This is a genomic window from Streptomyces sp. NPDC034086 (assembly GCF_055575515.1).
Genome location: NZ_JBVISM010000014.1, coordinates 88,656 through 109,549, shown reverse-complemented (window position 1 = coordinate 109,549; position 20,894 = coordinate 88,656). Strand labels below are relative to the sequence as shown.

Below are 20,894 nucleotides of genomic sequence, written 5' to 3'. Positions count from 1 at the left end.
GCCACGCGTCGCCACGTACCGACGTAAGGAGAGACATCCGTGCTCACGGCGCTGCAAGGGGTGTACGGGGACCGTGCGGACGCGGTCACCGTCGCCGGCCGGACCGCCTCGTACGAGGAACTGCTGGGCGCGGCCGGGGCGGTGGCCGCCGACGTGGCCGGCGCCCCCGCCGTCGCCGTCGAGGCCACGGCCTCCCTGGAAACCGTCGCCGCGGTGGCCGGCTGCCTGCTGGCCGGGGTGCCCGTGGTGCCCGTACCGCCCGACGCCGGCGTCGCCGAACGCGAGCACGTCCTGCGCGACTCGGGCGCCTGCCCCGTCACGGTGGACTTCGCCCGCCGGGCCGCCTGGAGCGGCCCCGCGCCGGCGGCCGACGCCCCCGCGATGATCCTGTACACCTCGGGTACCACCGGCGCCCCCAAGGGCGTCGTCCTCGACGGCGCCGCCATCACCGCCGGCCTGGACGCCCTCGCCGGGGCCTGGCAGTGGAACGCCGAGGACACCCTGGTCCACGGGCTGCCGCTGTTCCACGTGCACGGCCTGGTCCTCGGCGTCCTCGGCGCGCTGCGCACCGGCAGCCGCCTGGTGCACACCGGCCGGCCCACCGCGGCCGCGTACGCCGGCGCGGGCGGGAGCCTGTACTTCGGGGTGCCCACCGTGTGGTCCCGCGTCGTGGGGGAACCCGAGCGGGCCCGGGCGCTGCGCTCCGCACGGCTGCTGGTCTCGGGCAGCGCCCCGCTTCCGGAGCGGGTCTTCCGCGGCCTGGAGGAGCTGACGGGCGGCCGGCCGGTCGAGCGGTACGGGATGACGGAGACCCTGATCACGGTGAGCGGCCGCGCGGACGGCCCGCTGCGGCCGGGCGCGGTGGGGACGCCGCTGCCCGGCGTCCGTACGCGGATCGCGGCCGGGCCCGGGGAGGAGATCGGTGAACTCCAGCTGACCGCACCCACGTTGTTCTCCGGCTACCTGGGGCGGCCCGAGGCCACGGCTGCCTCGTACACCGAGGACGGCTGGTTCCGCACGGGCGACATCGCGGCGATCGACGCGGACGGCACCCACCGCATCGTGGGCCGGGCCTCCGTCGACATGATCAAGTCGGGGGGCTACCGGATGGGGGCGGGCGAGATCGAGAACGCGCTCCTGGACCACCCGCGCGTGGCCGAGGCCGCCGTGGTCGGGGTACCGGACTCCGATCTGGGCCAGCGCGTCGTGGCGTTCGTCGTGGCCTCGGGGGTGACGGGGGCCGAGCTCACGGACTTCGTGGCCGCGCGCCTGTCGGTGCACAAGCGGCCGCGCGAGGTGCGGTTCGTCGCCTCGCTGCCGCGCAACGCGATGGGCAAGACCCGCAAGGGGCTGCTGCTGTCGGGGAGGGGTGAGGCGGCGCCGCCGCGCCGCCGCGGCCCTCAGCCCGGCCCCGGGGATCCGGCGGACGCCGGCTCGGCCTCGGGGCGGTAGTGGCGCAGGAACAGCTCCTCGAGGCTCGGGGGCCGGCTGACGAGGCTGCGCACGCCCGTCCGGGACAGCACCCGCAGGAACGCGCCGAGGTGCTCCTCGTCGACCTCGGCGGTCACCTCCGTGCCGTGCACCTCCAGGCCGTGGACCCCGTCGAGGTCCTCGAGGCCCTCGACGGGTGCGGCGAGTTCGGCCGTGACGTAGGTCCGCGACAGGTGCCGCATGCGGGCGAGGGTGCCGGTCTCGACCGTGCGCCCGTCCCGGACGATGCTGACGCGGTCGCACAGCGCCTCGACCTCGGCGAGGATGTGGCTGGAGAGCAGGACCGTACGGCCCTCGTCGGTGGCCTCGCCGACGCAGCTCTGGAAGACTTCCTCGGCCAACGGGTCGAGGCCGGAGGTGGGTTCGTCGAAGACGAGCAGCTCGGCGTCGGCGGCGAAGGCGGCGACCAGGGCGAGCTTCTGCCGGTTGCCCTTGGAGTACGCGCGGCCCTTCTTGCCCGGGTCGACCTCGAAGCGTTCCATCAGCTCCTTGGCCAGCCGGGGGTCGGTGTTGTCGCGCAGCCCCGTCAGGAAGCCGACGGCGTCGCCGCCGGAGAGGTTGCGCCACAGGTTCACGTCGCCGGGAACGTACGCGATCCGCTGGTGCAGGGCGACCGCGTCGCGCCAGGGGTCGCCGCCCAGCAGCCGCACGCGGCCGCGGTCGGCGCGGATCAGGCCGAGGAGGATGCGCAGGGTGGTGGACTTGCCGGCGCCGTTGGGGCCGAGGAAGCCGTGCACCTCACCCTTCTCGACGGTCAGGTCGAGGCCCTTCAGCGCGTGCGTGCGGCCGAACGACTTGTACAGTCCGGCAATCTCGATTGCCTTCATCACACTGTCGGAAGATACCTTAGTTTCAGAATATCGTGAAGATAGCGAAAGGGATCGTCTGACGATCGATCACGGGGGAGACACCATGGACACGAGCGCCGGTGAAAGCGGACAGCGGGCCTACAGCGAGGAGGTCTCGGCCTTCGTCGAACGGTTCGCCGCCGACCTGGTGGCCGCCGGCATGCCGCGGATGGCCTCCCGCGTCTTCGCGTGCCTGCTCGCCGAGGACGCGGGCGCGCTGAGCGCCGCGGAGCTCTCGCAACGGCTGAGGGTGAGCCCGGCCGCGGTATCGGGCGCGGTCCGCTACCTGGCCCAGGTGCACATGGTCGGCCGCGAGCGGGCACCGGGCGGGCGGCGGGAGATCTACCGGATCCACGCGGACCTCTGGTACGAGGCGGTCACCAACCGGGACCAGATGCTCAACCGCTGGGCGGCCACCCTCAAGCAGGGGATCCAGGTCCTCGGTCCCGGCACGCCGGCGGGCCTGCGGGCCGAGGAGACGGCCGACTTCTTCGACTTCGTGAAGGCGGAACTGGACTCGCTGATGGACCGCTGGCGCGCCCACCGCGGCGGCCCCCGCGTGACCCGCCGGCAGCCCTAGTACGTGTGGAAGCCGCGGCCGCTCTTGCGCCCCAGGTACCCCGCGTCCACCAGGTGCTCCAGGTGCCGGGCCGGCACCAGCGACGGCTCCCGGAACGAGGCGTGCAGGCTGTTCTGGATCTGCAGCGACACGTCCAGGCCGATCGTGTCCAGCAGCGTCAGCGGCCCCATCGGATAGCCACAGCCGCGCGTCATCACCGAGTCGATCTCCCCGGCGACCGCCCGGCGGTCCTCCAGCAGCCGCACCGCGCCGTTGAGGTACGGGAACAGCAGGGCGTTAACGATGAAACCGGCCCGGTCGTCGATCCCGACGGGGTGCTTGCCCAGCCGCGCGCACACCTCGTGGACCGTCCCCAGCGCGTCCCGCGCCGTCAGCACCGTGCCGACCACCTCCACCAGCCGCATCACCGGCGCCGGATTGAAGAAGTGCATGCCGAGCACGTCCTCGGGCCGCGAGGTGACCGCAGCGCACTCCACCACCGGCAGGCTCGACGTCGTCGTCGTCAGTACCGCGCCCGGACGGCACACGGCGTCCAGCCCCCGGAACACCTCCCGCTTGACGGCGAGTTCCTCGGCGACGGCCTCGACCACCAGGTCGCAGTCCGCAACCGCCTCCAGGGAATCGGCCGGGACCAGCCGCTCCAGCGCGGCCCGGCCGTCCTCGGCACCGATCCGGCCGCGCTTGACCCCGCGCTCCACGGACCCCGCGATCCTGTCCAGCGCCTCCTTCGCGCGGACGTCCGTACGGGCCACCAGCCGCGTCGCGTACCCGGACCGGGCGAACACCTCGGCGATGCCCGACGCCATCGTGCCGGAACCGATCACCCCGACGCTGCGCACCGGCCGCGACGGCCGCGCGGAACCCCCCGCCCCGCCCTCCGGAGGGACGGCCGCGGCACGGGGACCCGCCGGGCCCTCGGGCCAGGTGTGGAAGCCCCGGCCCGCCTTCGCGCCCAGCAGCCCCGCCGTCACCATGTGGTCCAGCAGCGGCGGCGGCAGGAACCGCGCCTGCCCCGTCTGTTCGTACAGACCGCGCAGGGTGTCGCGCGCCGTGTCCAGACCGATCAGATCGAGGTGGGCCAGCGGCCCCAGCGGCAGCCCGCAGCCCAGCATCATCGCCGCGTCGATGTCGTCGCGCGACGCGTAACGGCGCTCGTACATCGCGACGGCGCCGTTCAGGTAGGCCATCAGCAGCCCGCCCCCGGTGAAGCCCGGCTGGTCGCTGGAGGCCAGGGCCGTCCGGCCCAGCGCACCCACCAGCTCCTCGGCGGCCCGCCCCACCGACGGCTCGGTCAGCGGCGTGGTCACCACCTCCACCACACCGCCCTCCGGGGCGTGCCCGACCGGGTGCAGGCCCACCGTGCGCGGCAGCCGCCCGCACGCCGCCGCCACCCGGGTCACCGACAGCGACGTCGTCGTCGCGAACACCGTCCCGGGTCCGCACAGTCCGTCGGCCCGCCGCAGCACCTCCGTCTTCAGCGCGAAGTCCTCCGGCACCGCCTCCACGACCAGCTCGCTGCCCGTGACGGCCGCGAGATCGGCCGTGTACGTGACGCGGGCGCGGGCCGCCGGATCCTCCAGACCGCGCTGGACGCGCTCCCGGCCGCGGGCCAGGGCGTCACCGTCGGCCTCCACCGCCACCACCCGGGCGCCCGCCGAGGCGAGCGAACGGGCCAGCGCGGATCCGACCGTTCCGAGGCCGATCACCGCGACCGCGGTGAAGGGCAGGGCACCGGGAAGGGGTGCCGCGGATGCTGCCGTCATGCTGCTGAGTCCTTTCGGGGAGCGGGAGCCGCCTCCTCGTCCCAGCGGACGAGGACCGTGCCCAGGGACATGCCGCCGCCGAAACCGGCGAGCAGGACGACGTCCCGGTCCCGGAACGCCCCGGACCGGCACGCCCCGTCGAGGGCGAGGGGAATGGATGCGGCGCTGGTGTTTCCGTGCTCGGCGACGGTGAGGTGCGTACGGGCGCGGGGCAGGCCCAGGCGGGGCACGGTCTCGCCCAGCATCACGCCGTTCGCCTGGTGCGGGACGAAGTGGTCGACCTCGGAGCGGTCCATACCGTGCCGGTCCAGCACCTCGCCGACCGCGCGCGGCAGTTCGGCGGCCACGAAGTCGCGTACGCCGCGCCCGTCCATCCTGAAGTGGTGCAGCCCCTCCGCGACCGTCTTCTCCGAGGCGGGCAGCCGGCTTCCGCCGGCCTCGACGTGGATCAGTTCCGCCTGGTCGCCACGGCTGGCCAGGTACGAGCCGAGGACCCCGTAGCCCGACCGCACCGGGCCCAGCACCACGGCACCCGCACCGTCACCGAACAGGACGGCGGTCCGCCGGTCCTCCCGGTCGATGATGCGGGAGTACACGTCGGCGCCGATGACCAGGGCGTGACCGCCGGCCCCGCCGTCCCGTCCCGGCAGCAGCCGGGCCGCCGTCACCAGACCGAACACGAAACCGCTGCACACCGAGTTCAGGTCGAAGGCGGCCGCGTTCACCGCACCGATCCGGTGCTGGACCAGACAGGCCGTGGCCGGCTGGGGCGAATCCGGCGTGGACGTCGCCACCACGATCCACGACAGCTGCGCCGCCGAGATCCCCGCGGCGTCCAGCGCGGCCCGCGCCGCCTCGACCGCCAGATCGGAGGTGGCCTCGGACTCGGCCGCGTAGCGGCGCTCCCGGATGCCCGTCTTCCGCAGGATCCAGTCCTCCGTGACCCCCGCCCGTTCCGCGACGAGCCGATTGGAGACCGTGTCGGCAGGCAGGTACGACCCGGTGCCCAGAATTCCGATTGCTGTCATGACGGGCGGCTCCTCACCGTGGCGGTGGGCAGAAAGCGCGGGAGAGTACGGGAAATGCATTCACCGCGGGATGCTCGAATGGGACATTCAGCAATGGTTCTCGGAGACCGAGGCGGGCGGTAACCCTTGCTCCGCCCCCTAGCCGCCCCTAGCGGCCCGGCGGTCCGGTGACCAGGAGCTGTTTTTAGCCGACCTTTAGAGCTGGACGTCAGCGTCTCGACGGTCTGCACGGAATTCCCCCGGTCCTCGGTCCGCCCGCGCGCCCGGCGGATCCCTGAAGACGCATCAGGCAAACAGGCGAAGGGGGAGATCGTGGCTGACCCGCTGAATCCGGCACGGCAGACGACGGCGGCTCCGGAGGAGTCCGGTACACCCGCCCGTACCACCGGACCGATCGCGGTCATCGGCATCTCCTGCCGGTTCCCGCGGGCCGACGGCCCCGCCGCGTACTGGCGGCTGCTGCGCGACGGAACGGACGCCGTCACCGACGCGCCCGAGGCGCGCCGCGACGTCGTCCCCGCGGAGGCCGGCCCGGCCGCCGCCCGCGGCGGCTACCTCGACCGCGTCGACACCTTCGACGCCCGGTTCTTCGGCATCTCGCCGCGCGAGGCCGCCGCCATGGACCCGCAGCAGCGGCTCGTCCTCGAACTCGCCTGGGAGGCACTGGAGGACGCCGGCATCCTGCCGGGCACCCTCAAGAACAGCGGCACCGGCGTGTTCGTCGGCGCCATCTGGGACGACTACGCCGACCTCGTACGCCGCTCCGGCGGCGCGGCGACCGGACAGCACACCTTCACCGGGCTCAACCGGGGCGTCATCGCCAACCGGGTCTCCTACACGCTCGGCCTGAACGGGCCCAGCCTGACGGTCGACACCGCCCAGTCCTCCTCCCTCGTCGCCGTGCACCTGGCGTGCCGGGCCCTGCTCAGCGGGGAGGCCGACCTGGCCCTCGCCGGTGGCGTCAACCTGCGCGTCACCCCCGCCAGTTCCGAGATCACCGCCGGGTTCGGGGCGCTGTCCCCGGACGGCCGCTGCCACACCTTCGACGCGCGCGCCAACGGCTTCGTCCGGGGCGAGGGCGGCGGACTCGTCCTGCTCAAGCCCCTCGACCGGGCCCTCGCCGACGGCGACCGCGTCCACTGCGTCCTGCTCGGCAGCGCCGTCAACCACGACGGGGCCACCGACGGCCTCACCGTGCCCAGCCCCACCGCCCAGGCCGACGTCATCCGCCGGGCCCTGGAGGCCGCCGGCACCGACCCCGCCGAGGTGCAGTACGTCGAACTGCACGGCACCGGAACCCCGGTCGGCGACCCCGTCGAGGCCGCCGCGCTCGGCACCGCCCTCGGCGCGGCCCGCGACGCGGCCGACCCGCTGCCCGTCGGCTCCGCCAAGACGAACATCGGCCACCTCGAGGCCGCCGCGGGCATCGCCGGCCTCATCAAGGCCGCCCTCGCCGTCGGCCACCGCGAACTGCCGGCCAGCCTCCACCACCGCACCCCCCACCCCGCCATCGACCTCGAGGCGCTGCGGCTGCGCGTACAGACCGAGGCCGGCCCCTGGCCGCACCCCGCCCGCCCCCTCGTCGCGGGCGTCAGCTCCTTCGGCCTCGGCGGCGCCAACTGCCACGTCGTCCTCACCGAGGCCCCGGCCCCGGCCCCGGCCCCCGCCGAGGCTCCCGCGCCCGCCCCCGACACCGGCCGGACGCTGCTCTTCCCGCTCTCCGGCCGCGGCGAACGGGCCCTGCGCGCCCAGGCCGCCCGGCTCAGCGCGTACGCCGCCACCCACACCGGGACGGCCGCGGACCTCGCGCACGCCCTGGCCGCCACCCGTACCGCCCACGAGGACCGGGCCGTCGTACTCGCCGAGGACCTCACCGGCCTCACCGCGGGACTCGACGCGCTCGCCGCCGCTGCCCCCTCTCCGCACCTCGTCCGCGGCCGGGCCGGCTCCGGCGCCACCGCGTTCCTCTTCTCCGGGCAGGGCAGCCAGCGCCCCGGCATGGGACGCGAACTGCACGCCGCGCAGCCCGCGTTCGCCGCCGCCTTCGACGAGGTGTGCGCCGCCTTCGACGCCCACCTGCCCCGCCCGCTGCGGGAGATCGCCTTCGCCGAGCCGGGCACCGACGAGGCCGCCCTCCTCGACCGCACCGCCTGGACCCAGCCCGCGCTGTTCGCCTTCGAGGTGGCCCTCCACCGGCTCCTCGGCCACCTCGGCGTCCGCCCCGACTTCCTCGTCGGCCACTCCATCGGCGAACTCGCCGCCGCGCACGTCGCCGGGATCCTCACCCTGCCCGACGCCGCCGCGCTCGTCGCCGCCCGCGGCCGCCTCATGGACGCCCTCCCCGAGGGCGGCGCCATGGCCGCCCTCCAGGCCGACGAGGCCGAGGTCGCGCCGCTGCTCGCCGGGCGCACCGACCGGGTGTGCGTGGCGGCCGTCAACGGCCCGCGCTCCGTCGTGGTCTCCGGCGACGAGGACGCCGTCGACGCCCTCACCGAGCACTTCGCCGCGCAGGGCCGCAAGACCAAGCGGCTTCCGGTCAGCCACGCCTTCCACTCCCCGCACACGGACGCCGTGCTCGAGGCGTTCCGCACCGTCGCCGCCTCCGTCTCCTACGCTCCGGCGCGCATCCCCGTCGTCTCCAACCTGACCGGGCGGATCGTCACCGACGAGGAGATCGGCACCGCCGGCTACTGGGTGCGCCACGTCCGCGAGGCCGTCCGCTTCGCCGACGGCATCCGCGCCCTGGACGCCGCCGGCGTCACCACCTACGTGGAACTCGGCCCCGACGGAGCCCTGTCCTCCGCCGGACGCGAGTGCGCGGGCGAGGACGCCGCGTTCGTGCCGGTCGTCCGTACCGGCAAGCAGCCCGAGCCGGAGTCGCTCACCACGGCCCTGGCCCGGCTGCACACCCTGGGCGCCGCCCCGGACCTGCGCTGGGAGACCCTCCTCGGCGCGGCCGGCCCGGCTCCCCGGCTGGACCTGCCGACCTACGCCTTCCAGCGCCGCCGCCACTGGATCGACGCGGCGCCCGACGCCCCCGTGACGGCCCCGGTGACGGCCCCGGCGCCCGCCTCCGCGTCCGCCTCCGCGTCCGCGTCCGGGGACGGCCCGGGTGCGGAGACGGACTCCGATGCCGGAGCCCTGCGCGCCCGCCTCGCCGCGCTCCCCGCCGCCGGCCGCGAACGGGCCGTCCTCGACCTGCTCCGCGCGGACATCGCGGTCGTCCTGCGCCACGGCGACGCCCGCGACATCGACCTGCGCGAGACCTTCCACGAGCTCGGCTTCGACTCCTGGACCGCCGTCGAACTGCGCGACAGCCTCACCCGCAGCACCGGACTGGCCCTGCCCAGCAGCCTGCTGTTCGACCACCCCACGCCCGTCGCCCTCGCCCGCAACCTCGTGGAACGCGCCCTCGGCCACTCCGCCGACCCGGCCGCGGCCGCCCGCCGCACCGGGGCCGCGGCCACCGACGAACCGATCGCCGTCGTCGCCATGGCCTGCCGCTTCCCCGGAGGCACCGACTCGCCCGAGGCCCTGTGGGAGGTCCTCACCGCCGGCCGGGACGTCACCGGCCCCTTCCCCACCGACCGCGGCTGGGACCTGGAGGGCCTCTACGACCCCGAGGGCCGGCCCGGCACGCACTACGTGCGCGCCGGCGGCTTCCTCGACGGCGCCACCCTCTTCGACCCCGCCTTCTTCGGCATCTCGCCGCGCGAGGCCGCCGCCATGGACCCGCAGCAGCGGCTGCTGCTGGAGACCTCCTGGGAGGCCCTGGAACGCGCCGGCCTCGACCCCCTCGCCCTCAAGGGCACCGACACCGGCGTGTTCATCGGCGCGACCTTCCAGGACTACGGCCCGCGCCTGCACGAGGGCACGGAGTCCACCGAGGGCTACCTGATGACCGGCAGCACGCCCAGCGTCGCCTCCGGCCGCATCGCCTACACCCTCGGCCTCGAGGGCCCCGCCGTCACCGTCGACACCGCCTGCTCCTCCTCGCTCGTCGCGCTGCACCTGGCCGCGCAGTCCCTGCGCCAGGGCGAGTGCACCCTCGCCGTGGCGGGCGGCGTCACCGTCATGCCCACCCCCGGCCTCTTCGTCGAACTCACCCGCCAGCGCGCCCTGTCCGCCGACGGCCGCTGCAAGTCCTTCTCCGCCGACGCCGACGGCACCGGCTGGGCCGAGGGCGCGGGCGTCCTGCTGCTGGAGAAGCTCTCCGACGCGCGCCGCAACGGCCACCAGGTGCTCGCCGTCATCCGGGGCTCCGCCACCAACCAGGACGGCGCCTCCAACGGCCTCACCGCCCCCAGCGGACCCTCGCAGCAGCGCGTCATCCGCCAGGCCCTGGCCAACGCGGGCGTCACCGCCGACACCGTCGACGCCGTCGAGGCGCACGGCACCGGCACCAGGCTCGGCGACCCCATCGAGGCGCACGCCCTGCTCGCCACCTACGGCCAGGGCCGCGACACGGACCGGCCGCTGTGGCTCGGCTCCCTCAAGTCCAACACCGGCCACACCCAGCAGGCCGCGGGGGTCGCGGGCGTCATCAAGATGATCCTGGCCCTGCGCCACGGCGTCCTGCCCAAGACCCTGCACGCCGAAGAGCGTTCCCCGCACATCGACTGGTCGACGGGTGCCGTCGAACTGCTCACCGAGGCCCGCCCGTGGCCCGCCGCCGAGGAGACGGGCCACCCGCGCCGTGCGGGCGTCTCCTCCTTCGGGATCAGCGGTACGAACGCCCACCTCATCCTCGAGGAAGCCCCGGCCCCGGCATCGCCCGGGCCGGAGGCGGCACCCGCCGCCGGCCCCGTGGCGTGGCTGCTGTCCGCCAAGACCGAGGACGCCCTGCGCGAGCAGGCCGCCCGGCTGCGCACCCATGCGGCCGAGCACCCCGGAACCCCCGCCCCCGACGTCGCCGCCGCCCTCGCCGGACACCGCTCCGTCTTCGGCCACCGGGCGGCCGTGCTCGGCTCCACCCGCGAAGAACTGCTGGCCGGTCTGGAGGCCCCGCCGGTGTCCGGTGTGGCGGACGCGGGCGGCAGGACGGTGTTCGTGTTCCCGGGTCAGGGGTCGCAGTGGGCCGGGATGGGTGTCGAGCTGCTGGATTCGTCGCCGGTGTTCGCGTCCCGGTTCGCGCAGGTCGCGGCGGCGGTGGAGGCGCATGTCGACTGGTCGGTGGAGGGGGTGCTGCGCGGGGAGGGTGATCTTTCCCGTATCGAGGTGCTCCAGCCGGTGCTGTTCGCGGTGATGGTGTCGTTGGCGGAGTTGTGGCGTGCGGCGGGTGTGGTGCCGGACGCGGTGGTGGGTCATTCGCAGGGTGAGATCGCGGCCGCGGTGGTGTCGGGTGCGCTGTCTCTGGAGGACGGTGCGAAGGTCGTCGTGCTGCGCTCGCAGCTGTTCGCCGACGAGCTGGTCGGCAACGGCGCGGTCGCCTCGGTGTCGCTGGGCGCGGACGCGGTCCGCGAACGGCTCGCCCCGTACGGGGACGCGCTCTCCATCGCGGGGATCAACGGTCCGGGTACGTGCACCGTGGCCGGTGAGGTGGCCCCGCTGGAGGAACTCGTCGCGGCCCTGGAGGCCGAGGGGGTAAGGGCCAAGGTCATCCCCTCCACGGTGGCCTCGCACTGCGCCCAGGTCGACCGCCTCAAGGAGCGGCTGCTGGACCTGCTGGGTTTCGTGGAGCCCCGGACGGGTTCGGTCCCGTTGTACTCCACGGTCACCGGGGAGGTCCTGGAGGGTTCGGAGCTGACGGCGGCCTACTGGTACGAGAACTGCCGGCGGCCCGTCTCCTTCGAGCCGGTGGTCCGTTCCCTCCTGGCGGAGGGTTTCCGGGCGTTCGTGGAGTCGAGTGCGCATCCGGTGCTCACGTACGGGCTGGTGGAGACGGCCGAAGCGGCGGGCGCCGAGATCCTGGCCACGGGCACCCTGCGCCGTGGCGAGGGCGGCCTGGCCCGGTTCTACACCTCCCTCGCCACCGCCTGGACCCGTGGCGTCGACGTCGACTGGACCTCCGTCCTCACCGGCTCCGGCGCCCACGCGGCGACCGAGCTGCCCACCTACCCCTTCCAGCGCGCACGCCACTGGCTCGACGCCCCGGACACCGGCGGCGCCGACGTGTCCGCCGCGGGCCTGGCCGAGGCCCGGCACCCGCTGCTGGGCGCGTCCGTACGGGTCGCCGACGGCGACCGCTTCCTGCTGACCGGCCGGATCTCCCTGCGCAGCCACCCCTGGCTCGCCGACCACGGCGCGCTGGACACCGTCCTGCTGCCCGGCACCGCCTTCGTCGAACTGGCCGTCCGGGCCGGCGACGAGGCCGGCTGCGCGCACCTCGAAGAGCTCACCCTCGAAGCCCCGCTCGTGCTCCCGACGCGCGGAGCCGTCCAGGTCCAGGCGGCCGTCGGAGCCCCCGACGGATCCGGCCGGCGCTCCGTCGCCGTCTACGCACGGCCCGACGACTCCGACACCGACACGACCTGGACCCGCCACGCCAACGGCTTCCTGGCGCCCGCCGCCGCCCCGGTCCCGGCCGTGGACCTGGCGGTCTGGCCGCCGGCCGGTGCGCGGCCGGTGGACGTGGAGGGGTTCTACGAGCGGGCGGCCGGGGCCGGTTACGGCTACGGTCCCGCCTTCCAGGGCCTCAAGGCCGCCTGGGCCGAGGGCGGGACCGTGTACGCGGAGGTGGCGCTGGATGCCGGGCAGCGCGAGGAGGCGGCGGCCTTCGGCCTGCACCCCGCCCTCCTCGACGCCGCCCTGCACGCCGAGCAGCTCGTCCGCGCCGCCCGCGGCGAGGACTCCGGCGTCCGGCTGCCCTTCGTGTGGAGCGGCGTGTCCCTGCACGCCACCGGAGCCGCCTCCCTCCGCCTGCGCATGACCTCCCTCGGCACCGACACGGTCGCGCTGGACGTTGCCGACGCCGAAGGCCGCCCCGTGGCCCGCGTCGAGTCGCTCGTACTGCGGCCCGTCGCCGAGGGAGCCCTGCGCGGTGCACACCGCGACGGACTCCACCGCGTCGAGTGGTCGGCGGTTCCCGCGACCGAGGACGCCGGCGCGCTCCCCGACCGGACCGAGCTGGGTGGCGCCGCCTACCCGCGCCTCGCCGACCTCACGGCCGCCCTCGACCAGGGGCTCGCCGTTCCCTCGACGGTCGTGTTCTCCTGCGCACCCGCCACGGGTGCGGACACCGACGCAGCCCCGACCGCCGAAGCCGCCCGCGCGGCGACGGCCGCCGCCCTCGGCCTCGTCCGGGACTGGCTCGCCGAGGACCGGCTGGCCGCCGCCCGGCTGGTGGTCGTCACGCGCGGCGCCGTCTCCGTACGCGCCGGCGAGGACGTCATCGACCTCGTGCACGCCCCGCTGTGGGGTCTGCTGCGCTCCGCCCAGACGGAGAACCAGGACCGCTTCGTCCTGGTCGACCTCGACCCGTGGGACAGCGGCGGCACCGGCCTGACCGCCGCGCTCGCCACCGGGGAACCCCAGATCGCCGTCCGCGACGGCTCCCTGCTCGTCCCGCGCCTGGTCCGGGCCGGTGCTGTGTCCGGCGGGGGCGTGGTGTGGGATCCGGAGGGGACGGTGCTGGTCACCGGTGGTACGGGTGCGCTGGGTGCGTTGGTGGCCCGGCATCTGGTGTCGGAGCACGGGGTGCGTTCGCTGGTGTTGGCGGGCCGTCGTGGTGCGGATGCGCCGGGCGCCGTGGAGCTGGCTGATGCGCTGCGGGCTTCGGGTGCCGTGGTGGAGGTCGTGGCGTGTGACGCGGCGGACCGGGAGGCGCTGGCTTCGGTGCTGGCGGGGATCCCGGCGGACCGTCCCCTGAGGGGCGTGGTCCACGCCGCGGGTGTGCTGGACGACGGGCTCGTCGCCTCGCTCACCGAGGAGCGGCTGGACGCGGTGATGCGTCCCAAGGTCGATGCGGCGTGGAACCTCCACGAGCTGACCCGCGACCTCGACCTCACCGCACTCGTGTTCTTCTCCTCCATCGCCGGTGTGTTCGGCAATCCCGGCCAGGCCAACTACGCGGCCGCCAACGCCTTCATGGACGCCCTCGCCCACCGCCGGCACGCCCAGGGCCTGCCCGCCACCGCCCTCGCCTGGGGGCTGTGGGAGCAGTCCAGCGGCATGCTCGCCCACCTCAAGGACGGTGACCTCGGCTGGATGGCCCGCGCCGGCATCCTGCCGCTGGCCTCCGACCACGCCCTCGCGCTGCTCGACTCCGCGCTGCGCGCCCCCGGCGAGCCCCTGCTGGTCCCGGTACGCCTGGACGCGGCGACCCTGCGCACGCGCGCCGCCGCGGGCATGCTGCCCCCCTTGCTGCGTTCCCTGGTCCGCACCCCCGCCCGGCGCGCCGTCGAGGCGGCCGCCCCGGAGGCCGAGGTCTCCTCGCTGGTCCGCCGCCTCACCGCCCTCGACGGTGCCGGGCGGGAACGCGAACTCCTCGACCTGGTGCGCGGCCGGGTCGCCGCGGTGCTCGGCCACGCCGACCCGTCGGCGATCCGCCCCGACAAGGCGTTCAAGGAACTGGGCTTCGACTCCCTCACCGCCGTCGAACTGCGCAACCAGCTCGGCGCCGCCACCGGCATGCGGCTGCCCGCCACCCTCGTCTTCGACCACCCCACGATCAACGCGGCCGCCCGCTTCCTGCTCACCGAGCTGCTCGGCGCACCGGACGCAGCAGCGGCCGCCGGCACCGACGAGCCGGCCGCGGCCGCCCCGGCACCCGCCCACGCCCCCGACGAGCCGATCGCGATCGTCGGGATGGCCTGCCGCTACCCCGGCGGGGTGGGTTCACCCGAGGACCTGTGGCGGCTCGTCACCGAAGGCCGCGACGCCGTCGCCGGCTTCCCCACCGACCGCGGCTGGGACCTCGCCACCCTCTTCGACCCCGACCCCGACCGGCTGGGCACCACCTACGCCCGCGAGGGCGGATTCCTCTACGGGGCCGGCGACTTCGACCCCGTCCTCTTCGGGATCTCCCCGCGCGAGGCCCTCGCCATGGACCCGCAGCAGCGGCTCCTCCTCGAAGCCTCCTGGGAGGTCTTCGAGCGGGCCGGGCTCGACCTCGACACCGTGCGCGGCAGCCGCACCGGCGTCTTCGCCGGAGCCATGCACCACGACTACGCCTTCCGCGTCGAGGAGAACCCGCAGCGCGTCGAGGGATACGGCCTGACCGGCACCCAGGGCAGCGTGGTCTCCGGCCGCGTCGCCTACACCTTCGGACTGGAGGGCCCGGCCGTCACCGTCGACACCGCCTGCTCCTCCTCGCTCGTCGCCCTGCACCTGGCCGCCCAGTCCCTGCGCCAGGGCGAGTGCACGATGGCACTGGCCGGCGGCGTCGCCGTCATGGCCACCCCCGGTGTGTTCGTCGAGTTCAGCCGCCAGCGCGGCATGGCCGCCGACGGCCGCTGCAAGTCCTTCTCCGCCGACGCCGACGGCACCGGCTGGGCCGAGGGCGTGGGCGTGCTCCTCCTGGAGAAGCTCTCCGACGCCCGCCGCAACGGCCACCAGGTGCTCGCCGTCGTACGGGGCTCCGCCACCAACCAGGACGGCGCCTCCAACGGCCTCACCGCCCCCAACGGCCCCGCCCAGCAACGCGTCATCCGCCAGGCCCTCGCCAACGCCCGACTCGCCCCGCAGGACGTGGACGCCGTCGAGGCCCACGGCACCGGCACCACCCTCGGAGACCCCATCGAGGCGCAGGCCCTGCTGGCCACCTACGGCCAGGACCGGCCCGGGGACCGTCCGCTGTGGCTCGGCTCGCTGAAGTCGAACATCGGCCACGCCCAGGCCGCCGCGGGCGTCGCGGGCGTCATCAAGATGGTCATGGCCCTGCGCGAGGGGGTCCTCCCGAAGACCCTGCACGTCGGCGAGCCCACCCCCGAGGTGCGCTGGTCCGCGGGCGCCGTGGAGCTGCTCACCGAGGCCGTGGAATGGCCGGAGACGGGCCGGCCGCGCCGCGCCGGCGTCTCCTCGTTCGGCATCAGCGGCACCAACGCCCACGTGATCATCGAGGAGGGGCCGCAGGAGCCCGCGCCCGCCACGGAGCAGGAGCCCGCCCGGCTGCTGCCGTGGGTGGTCTCGGCGCGCAGCGCCGGCGCCCTGCGCGGCCAGGCCGCCCGGCTGCTCGGCCTGGACGGCTCCGCGCAGGCCGCGGACGTCGCCACCGCGCTGCTGACCACCCGGTCGCCGCTGGAGCACCGCGCGGTGGTGCTCGCCGAGGACCGGGACGGCTTCGCGGCCGGACTCCGCGCCCTCGCCGAGGGCACGGGCGCACCCGGCGTGACGCAGGGCCTCACGGGCACCGGCGAGCGGGTCGCCTTCCTGTTCTCGGGGCAGGGGGCGCAGCGCGCCGGCATGGGGCGTGAGCTGTACGACGCCCAGCCGGTGTTCGCGGCCGCGTTCGACGAGGTGTGCGCCCACTTCGACGTTCCGTTGAAGGAGATCGTGTTCGGGGGCGGGGACGAGGTCCACCGCACGGAGTTCACGCAGCCGGCGCTTTTCGCGCTCGAGGTGGCGTTGTACCGGCTGGTGGAGTCCTTCGGTGTGTGTCCGGACTTCGTGGCGGGTCATTCGATCGGTGAGATCGCGGCCGCGCACGTGGCGGGGGTGCTGTCCCTGGCGGACGCGGCGCGTCTGGTGGCGGCGCGTGGTGCGCTGATGGGCGCCCTGCCGGAGGGCGGTGCGATGGTGTCCGTCCGCGCCGGTGAGGACGAGATACGCCCGCTGCTGTCCGCCGAGGTGGACATCGCGGCGGTCAACGGGCCCTCTTCGGTGGTGATTTCGGGCGCCGAGGCGGCAGTCCTGGCCGTGGCCGCGCAGCTGACCGCACGGGGTCACAAGACCAAGCGGCTGACGGTTTCGCACGCGTTCCACTCGCCGCTGATGGAGCCCATGCTCGAGGCGTTCCGCGAGGTCGCCGAGACGCTGGAGTACGCGGCCCCGTCCGTCCCGGTCGTCTCCAACCTCACCGGTGAGCAGATCACCGCGTTCACCGCGGACTACTGGGTCGAGCACGTCCGGTCCGCCGTCCGCTTCGGCGACGGCATCGCCCACCTCGCCGCGCAGGGCGTGGGGCACTTCCTGGAGCTCGGCCCGCAGGGCGTCCTCGCCGCCATGGCGGGCGAATCCCTCCCCAAGGCCTTCTCCGGGCTGCTCGTCCCCGCCCTCCGCAAGAACCGCCCCGAGCCCGAGGCCTTCCTCGGCGCCCTCGCCGCGGCCTGGACCCGCGGCCTCCCCGTGGACTGGACCCCGCTCCTCGCGGGCCGCCCGGCCCGCCGGGTGGACCTGCCGACGTACGCCTTCGACCACGAGCGGTTCTGGCTCGCCCCCTCCCGTACCGCGAACGGCGCGGCGGCCGGACTCGGTCTGACCTCCGCCGCCCATCCCCTGCTCGGTGCCTCGGTCGACCTGGCCGACGGCGACGGGCTGGTCCTCACCGGCCGGCTGTCCGCCGACACCCTCCCGTGGGCCGTCGACCACGCGGTGGCCGGCACGGTCCTGCTGCCCGGCACCGCCTTCGTGGAACTCGCGCTCCGCGCGGGCGACGAAGCGGGCTGCGGACGCCTGGAAGAGCTGACCCTGGAAGCCCCGCTCGCGCTCCCGGAGCGCGGCGCGGCACGACTCCAGATCGCCGTGGGCGCCCCGGACGGGGAATCGGCCTCCCGCAGCGTCGTGATCCACTCGCGGCCGGAAGGCGCCGGGGCGGCCCTGCCGTGGACCCGGCACGCCACCGGTACCCTCACCGCCGCCGGGCCCGCGCCGAGCGGCGCCGAGTTCGCGGTGTGGCCGCCCGCCGGAGCCCGGCCGGTCGACCTGCGCGGGTTCTACGAGGGCCTCGCGGAGGCGGGTTACTCCTACGGGCCCGCCTTCCAGGGCCTCAAGGCCGCCTGGCGGTCCGGCGAGGAGGTCTACGCCGAGGTCGCCCTCGACCCGGCCCGGCAGGAGGAGGCCGCCGCGTTCGGCGTGCACCCGGCCCTGCTCGACGCCTCCCTGCACGGCATGCTGCTCGACGTCGCGTCCGGTGCCGGCAGCGGTCTGCGGCTGCCCTTCGCCTGGAGCGGGGTGACCGTGCACGCCGAAGGGGCCTCGGCCGTACGGGTCCGCCTCGTGCCCGCCGGCGCTGACGCGGTGGCGGTCACCGTCGTGGACCCGGCCGGAATGCCGGTCGCGACCATCGACTCCCTCACCCTGCTGCCGGTCTCCCACGACCAGCTGCACCGGGCGAGGTCGGCCGACCAGGACGCCCTGTACCGGGTCGACTGGACGACGGCCACCGCCGCCGACGCACCAGAGCTGAACTGGGCGGTGCTCGGCTCCCCGTCCGGAGACCCGGACGGGGCGGGCCTGCCGGCCCACCCCGACCTCCAGTCGCTGGCCGCCGCCGTCGCGGGCGGCGCCCCCGCCCCCGACGCGGTGCTGCTGCCGGTCGCCCGGACGCGGACCGCCGTACGGGCGGACGGCGTACGGGAGGCCACCGCCGCCTTGCTGAGCACGCTCCAGTACTGGCTCGCCGAGCCCGCGTTCGCCTCGTCCCGCCTGGTCGTGGCGACGCGCGGCGCGGTCGCGGCCCGTCCGGGCGAGGACGTCACCGACCTGACGCACGCCGGGCTCTGGGGCCTGGTGCGCTCCGCGCAGGCCGAGAACCCCGGCCGGTTCGTCCTCATCGACACGGACACCGCCGTCGAGGAGGCCCCGGTGATCCCGGCCGTCGCCACCGGCGAGAGCCAGATCGCCGTCCGCGACGGGGAGTTCCTCGTGCCGCGCCTGGCCCGCGCCGACGCGGGGGCCATGCTCGCCCCGCCGCGGGACGACGCCCCGCACTGGCGGCTCGACACCACCGGCGGCGGCACGCTGGAGAGCCTGGCCCTCACCCCGTTCCCGGAGGCGGCCGCGCCGCTCGCCCCCGGCGAGGTGCGGATCGCGGTCCGCGCCGCCGGCCTGAACTTCCGTGACGTCCTGATGGCGCTCGGCATGTACCCGGACAAGATCGTCCTGGGCAGCGAGGCCTCCGGCGTCGTCACCGAGACGGGCCCGGGCGTCACCCGCCTCGTCCCCGGCGACCGGGTGATGGGCATGGTCCCGCACGCGTTCGGCGAGGTGGCCGTCGCCGACGCCCGGATGCTGGCGCGGATGCCCGAGGGATGGTCCTTCGAGCAGGCCGCGTCCGTGCCCGCGGTGTTCCTGACCGCCTACTACGCGCTCGTCGACCTGGCCGGGCTGGAGGCCGGGGAACGCGTCCTCGTGCACTCGGCGGCCGGCGGCGTGGGCATGGCCGCCGTCCAACTGGCCCGCCACCTGGGCGCCGAGGTGTTCGGCACGGCCAGCGAGGCCAAGTGGGACGTACTGCGCCGGCAGGTCAGGCTGGAGGGAGCCCACTACGGGTCCTCCCGCTCGACCTCCTTCGAGCAGCGGTTCACGCACGCGACCGGCGGCCGGGGCATGGACGTGGTGCTGGACTGCCTGGCCGGGGAACTGGTCGACGCCTCGCTGCGGCTGCTGCCGCGCGGCGGCCGCTTCATCGAGATGGGCAAGACCGACGTCCGCGACCCGCAGGACGTGGCCCACGCCTACCCGGGCGTGCGCTACCGGGCCTTCGACCTGATGGAGGCCGGTCCGGAGCGGATCGGCGAGATGCTCGCCGAGCTGGGCCGGCTGTTCGAGGCGGGTGTGCTGCGGCCGTTGCCGGTCCGTGCCTGGGACGTCCGGCGGGCGCCGGAGGCGTTCCGGTTCATGAGCCAGGCCCGGCACACCGGGAAGATCGTGCTGACGGTTCCGCAGGGCTGGGACCCCGACGGCACGGTCCTGGTCACCGGCGGCACCGGAACCCTGGGCGCACTCGTCGCCAAACACCTGGTGACGAAGCACGGGGTGCGGCACCTGCTGCTCGCCGGCCGGCGCGGCCCCGACGCGCCCGGAGCGGCCGAACTGGTCGCGGAGATAGCGGAGCTGGGCGGGACGGCCGAGGTGGTGGCGTGCGACGCCGCCGACCGCGACGCGCTGGCCGATCTCCTCGCCGCGATCCCCGCCGGCCGGCCGCTGCGCGGGGTCGTCCACACCGCCGGGGTCGTGGACGACGGAGTCCTCGGCTCGCTCGACGCCGGCCGGCTGGCCCGGGTACTGCGGCCCAAGGTCGACGCCGCCGTCAACCTGCACGAACTCACCCGCGGCCTCGACCTGACCGCCTTCGTCCTCTACTCGTCGGCGGCCGGTGTCCTCGGCAACCCGGGACAGGCCAACTACGCGGCCGGCAACTCCTTCCTCGACGCGCTCGCCCAGCACCGGCGCGCCCACGGACTGCCGGGCGTCTCCCTCGCCTGGGGCCACTGGGCCGAATCCAGCGGGATGACCGCCGGACTCGACACCACCGACCTCGCCCGCCTCGGCCGGTCCGGCTTCCTGCCCATGACCAACGAGCAGGGCCTGGCCCTCCTCGACGACGCCCTCTGCCAGGACGAGCCGCTGCTCGCCCCCGTCCGGCTCGACCTGGCCGGACTGCGCGGGACGGCCCGGGACGGTTCCCTGCCCGACGTGCTCAAGGGCCTCGTACGCGCCCCGGCCCGCCGCATCGCCGGACCGGCCGTCGACGGGGGCGCCGAGCCGCTGGACCGGCGGCTCGCCGCCCAGCCGGAATCGGAACGGGAACACCTGCTGCTGGACCTGGTGCGGACCAACGTCGCCACCGTCCTCGGACACGGGGCGCCCGCCGCCGTCGGCGCGGACCGCACCTTCAAGGAACTCGGCTTCGACTCGCTGACCGCCGTCGAGTTCCGCAACAGGCTGGGGGCCGTCACCGGACTGCGGCTGCCCCCCACGCTGATCTTCGACTACCCGACGGCCGGCACGCTCGCCAAGCACCTGCTGAACGAGCTGGTGCCCCGGCAGGCAGCCGCCGCCCCCGGCGCCGACCTGCTCGCCGAACTCGGCCGCTTCGAAGTGGCCGTGCTCGCCGCCGACCCCGAGGCACCCGGACACGACGAGGTGACCGGCCGCATCGAGGAACTCCTCCAGCGCTGGAAGGCGGCGGCGTCCGCCTCCGTGCCGACGGCACCCGCCGGCGGGGAGGACGTGGCGGACCGGCTCCAGTCGGCCTCGGCCGACGAGGTACTCGACTTCATCCAGAACGAGCTCGGGGTCTCCTGATCCCCGGCGACCCCGAGAACAGGGAAGGACACGCCGCGATGGCGAACGAGGACAAGCT

The 20,894-nt window shown here is 75.2% G+C and carries 6 protein-coding genes; 3 read left to right on the top strand and 3 right to left on the bottom strand.

Features of this window, described 5'->3' with window-relative positions; all coding sequences use genetic code 11:
* Positions 1-39 precede the first annotated feature (39 nt).
* A complete protein-coding gene (locus tag ACZ514_RS26195; protein ID WP_469125818.1) occupies positions 40-1,452 on the top strand; it encodes an AMP-binding protein in 1,413 nt (470 codons plus the stop codon).
* Here ACZ514_RS26195 and ACZ514_RS26190 read toward each other — a convergent pair.
* Entirely contained in the window at positions 1,401-2,321 is a 921-nt protein-coding gene (locus tag ACZ514_RS26190; protein ID WP_469125817.1) for an ABC transporter ATP-binding protein, read from the bottom strand. The two genes, ACZ514_RS26195 and ACZ514_RS26190, sit on opposite strands and share 52 nt — an antisense overlap.
* Positions 2,322-2,403: 82 nt before the next feature.
* Here ACZ514_RS26190 and ACZ514_RS26185 point away from each other — a divergent pair, with 82 nt between their 5' ends.
* Positions 2,404-2,919: a GbsR/MarR family transcriptional regulator gene (locus tag ACZ514_RS26185; protein ID WP_469125816.1), complete on the top strand. Its 516-nt coding sequence runs from the start codon at positions 2,404-2,406 to the stop codon at positions 2,917-2,919.
* Here ACZ514_RS26185 and ACZ514_RS26180 read toward each other — a convergent pair.
* Together ACZ514_RS26180 and ACZ514_RS26175 are read right to left on the bottom strand one after the other, a co-directional pair.
* Positions 2,916-4,682, bottom strand: coding sequence for a 3-hydroxyacyl-CoA dehydrogenase family protein (locus ACZ514_RS26180; protein WP_468170450.1), 1,767 nt, complete (start codon positions 4,680-4,682; stop codon positions 2,916-2,918). The genes ACZ514_RS26185 and ACZ514_RS26180 overlap by 4 nt on opposite strands.
* Positions 4,679-5,710, bottom strand: coding sequence for a 3-oxoacyl-ACP synthase III family protein (locus tag ACZ514_RS26175; RefSeq protein WP_468170447.1), 1,032 nt, complete (start codon positions 5,708-5,710; stop codon positions 4,679-4,681). Before ACZ514_RS26175 ends, ACZ514_RS26180 begins: the two co-directional genes overlap by 4 nt.
* A 312-nt stretch (positions 5,711-6,022) precedes the next feature.
* Here ACZ514_RS26175 and ACZ514_RS26170 point away from each other — a divergent pair, with 312 nt between their 5' ends.
* Positions 6,023-20,836 carry an SDR family NAD(P)-dependent oxidoreductase gene (locus tag ACZ514_RS26170; RefSeq protein WP_469125815.1) on the top strand — a complete coding sequence of 4,938 codons (14,814 nt, stop codon included), beginning with the start codon at positions 6,023-6,025 and terminating at the stop codon, positions 20,834-20,836.
* Positions 20,837-20,894 lie beyond the last annotated feature (58 nt).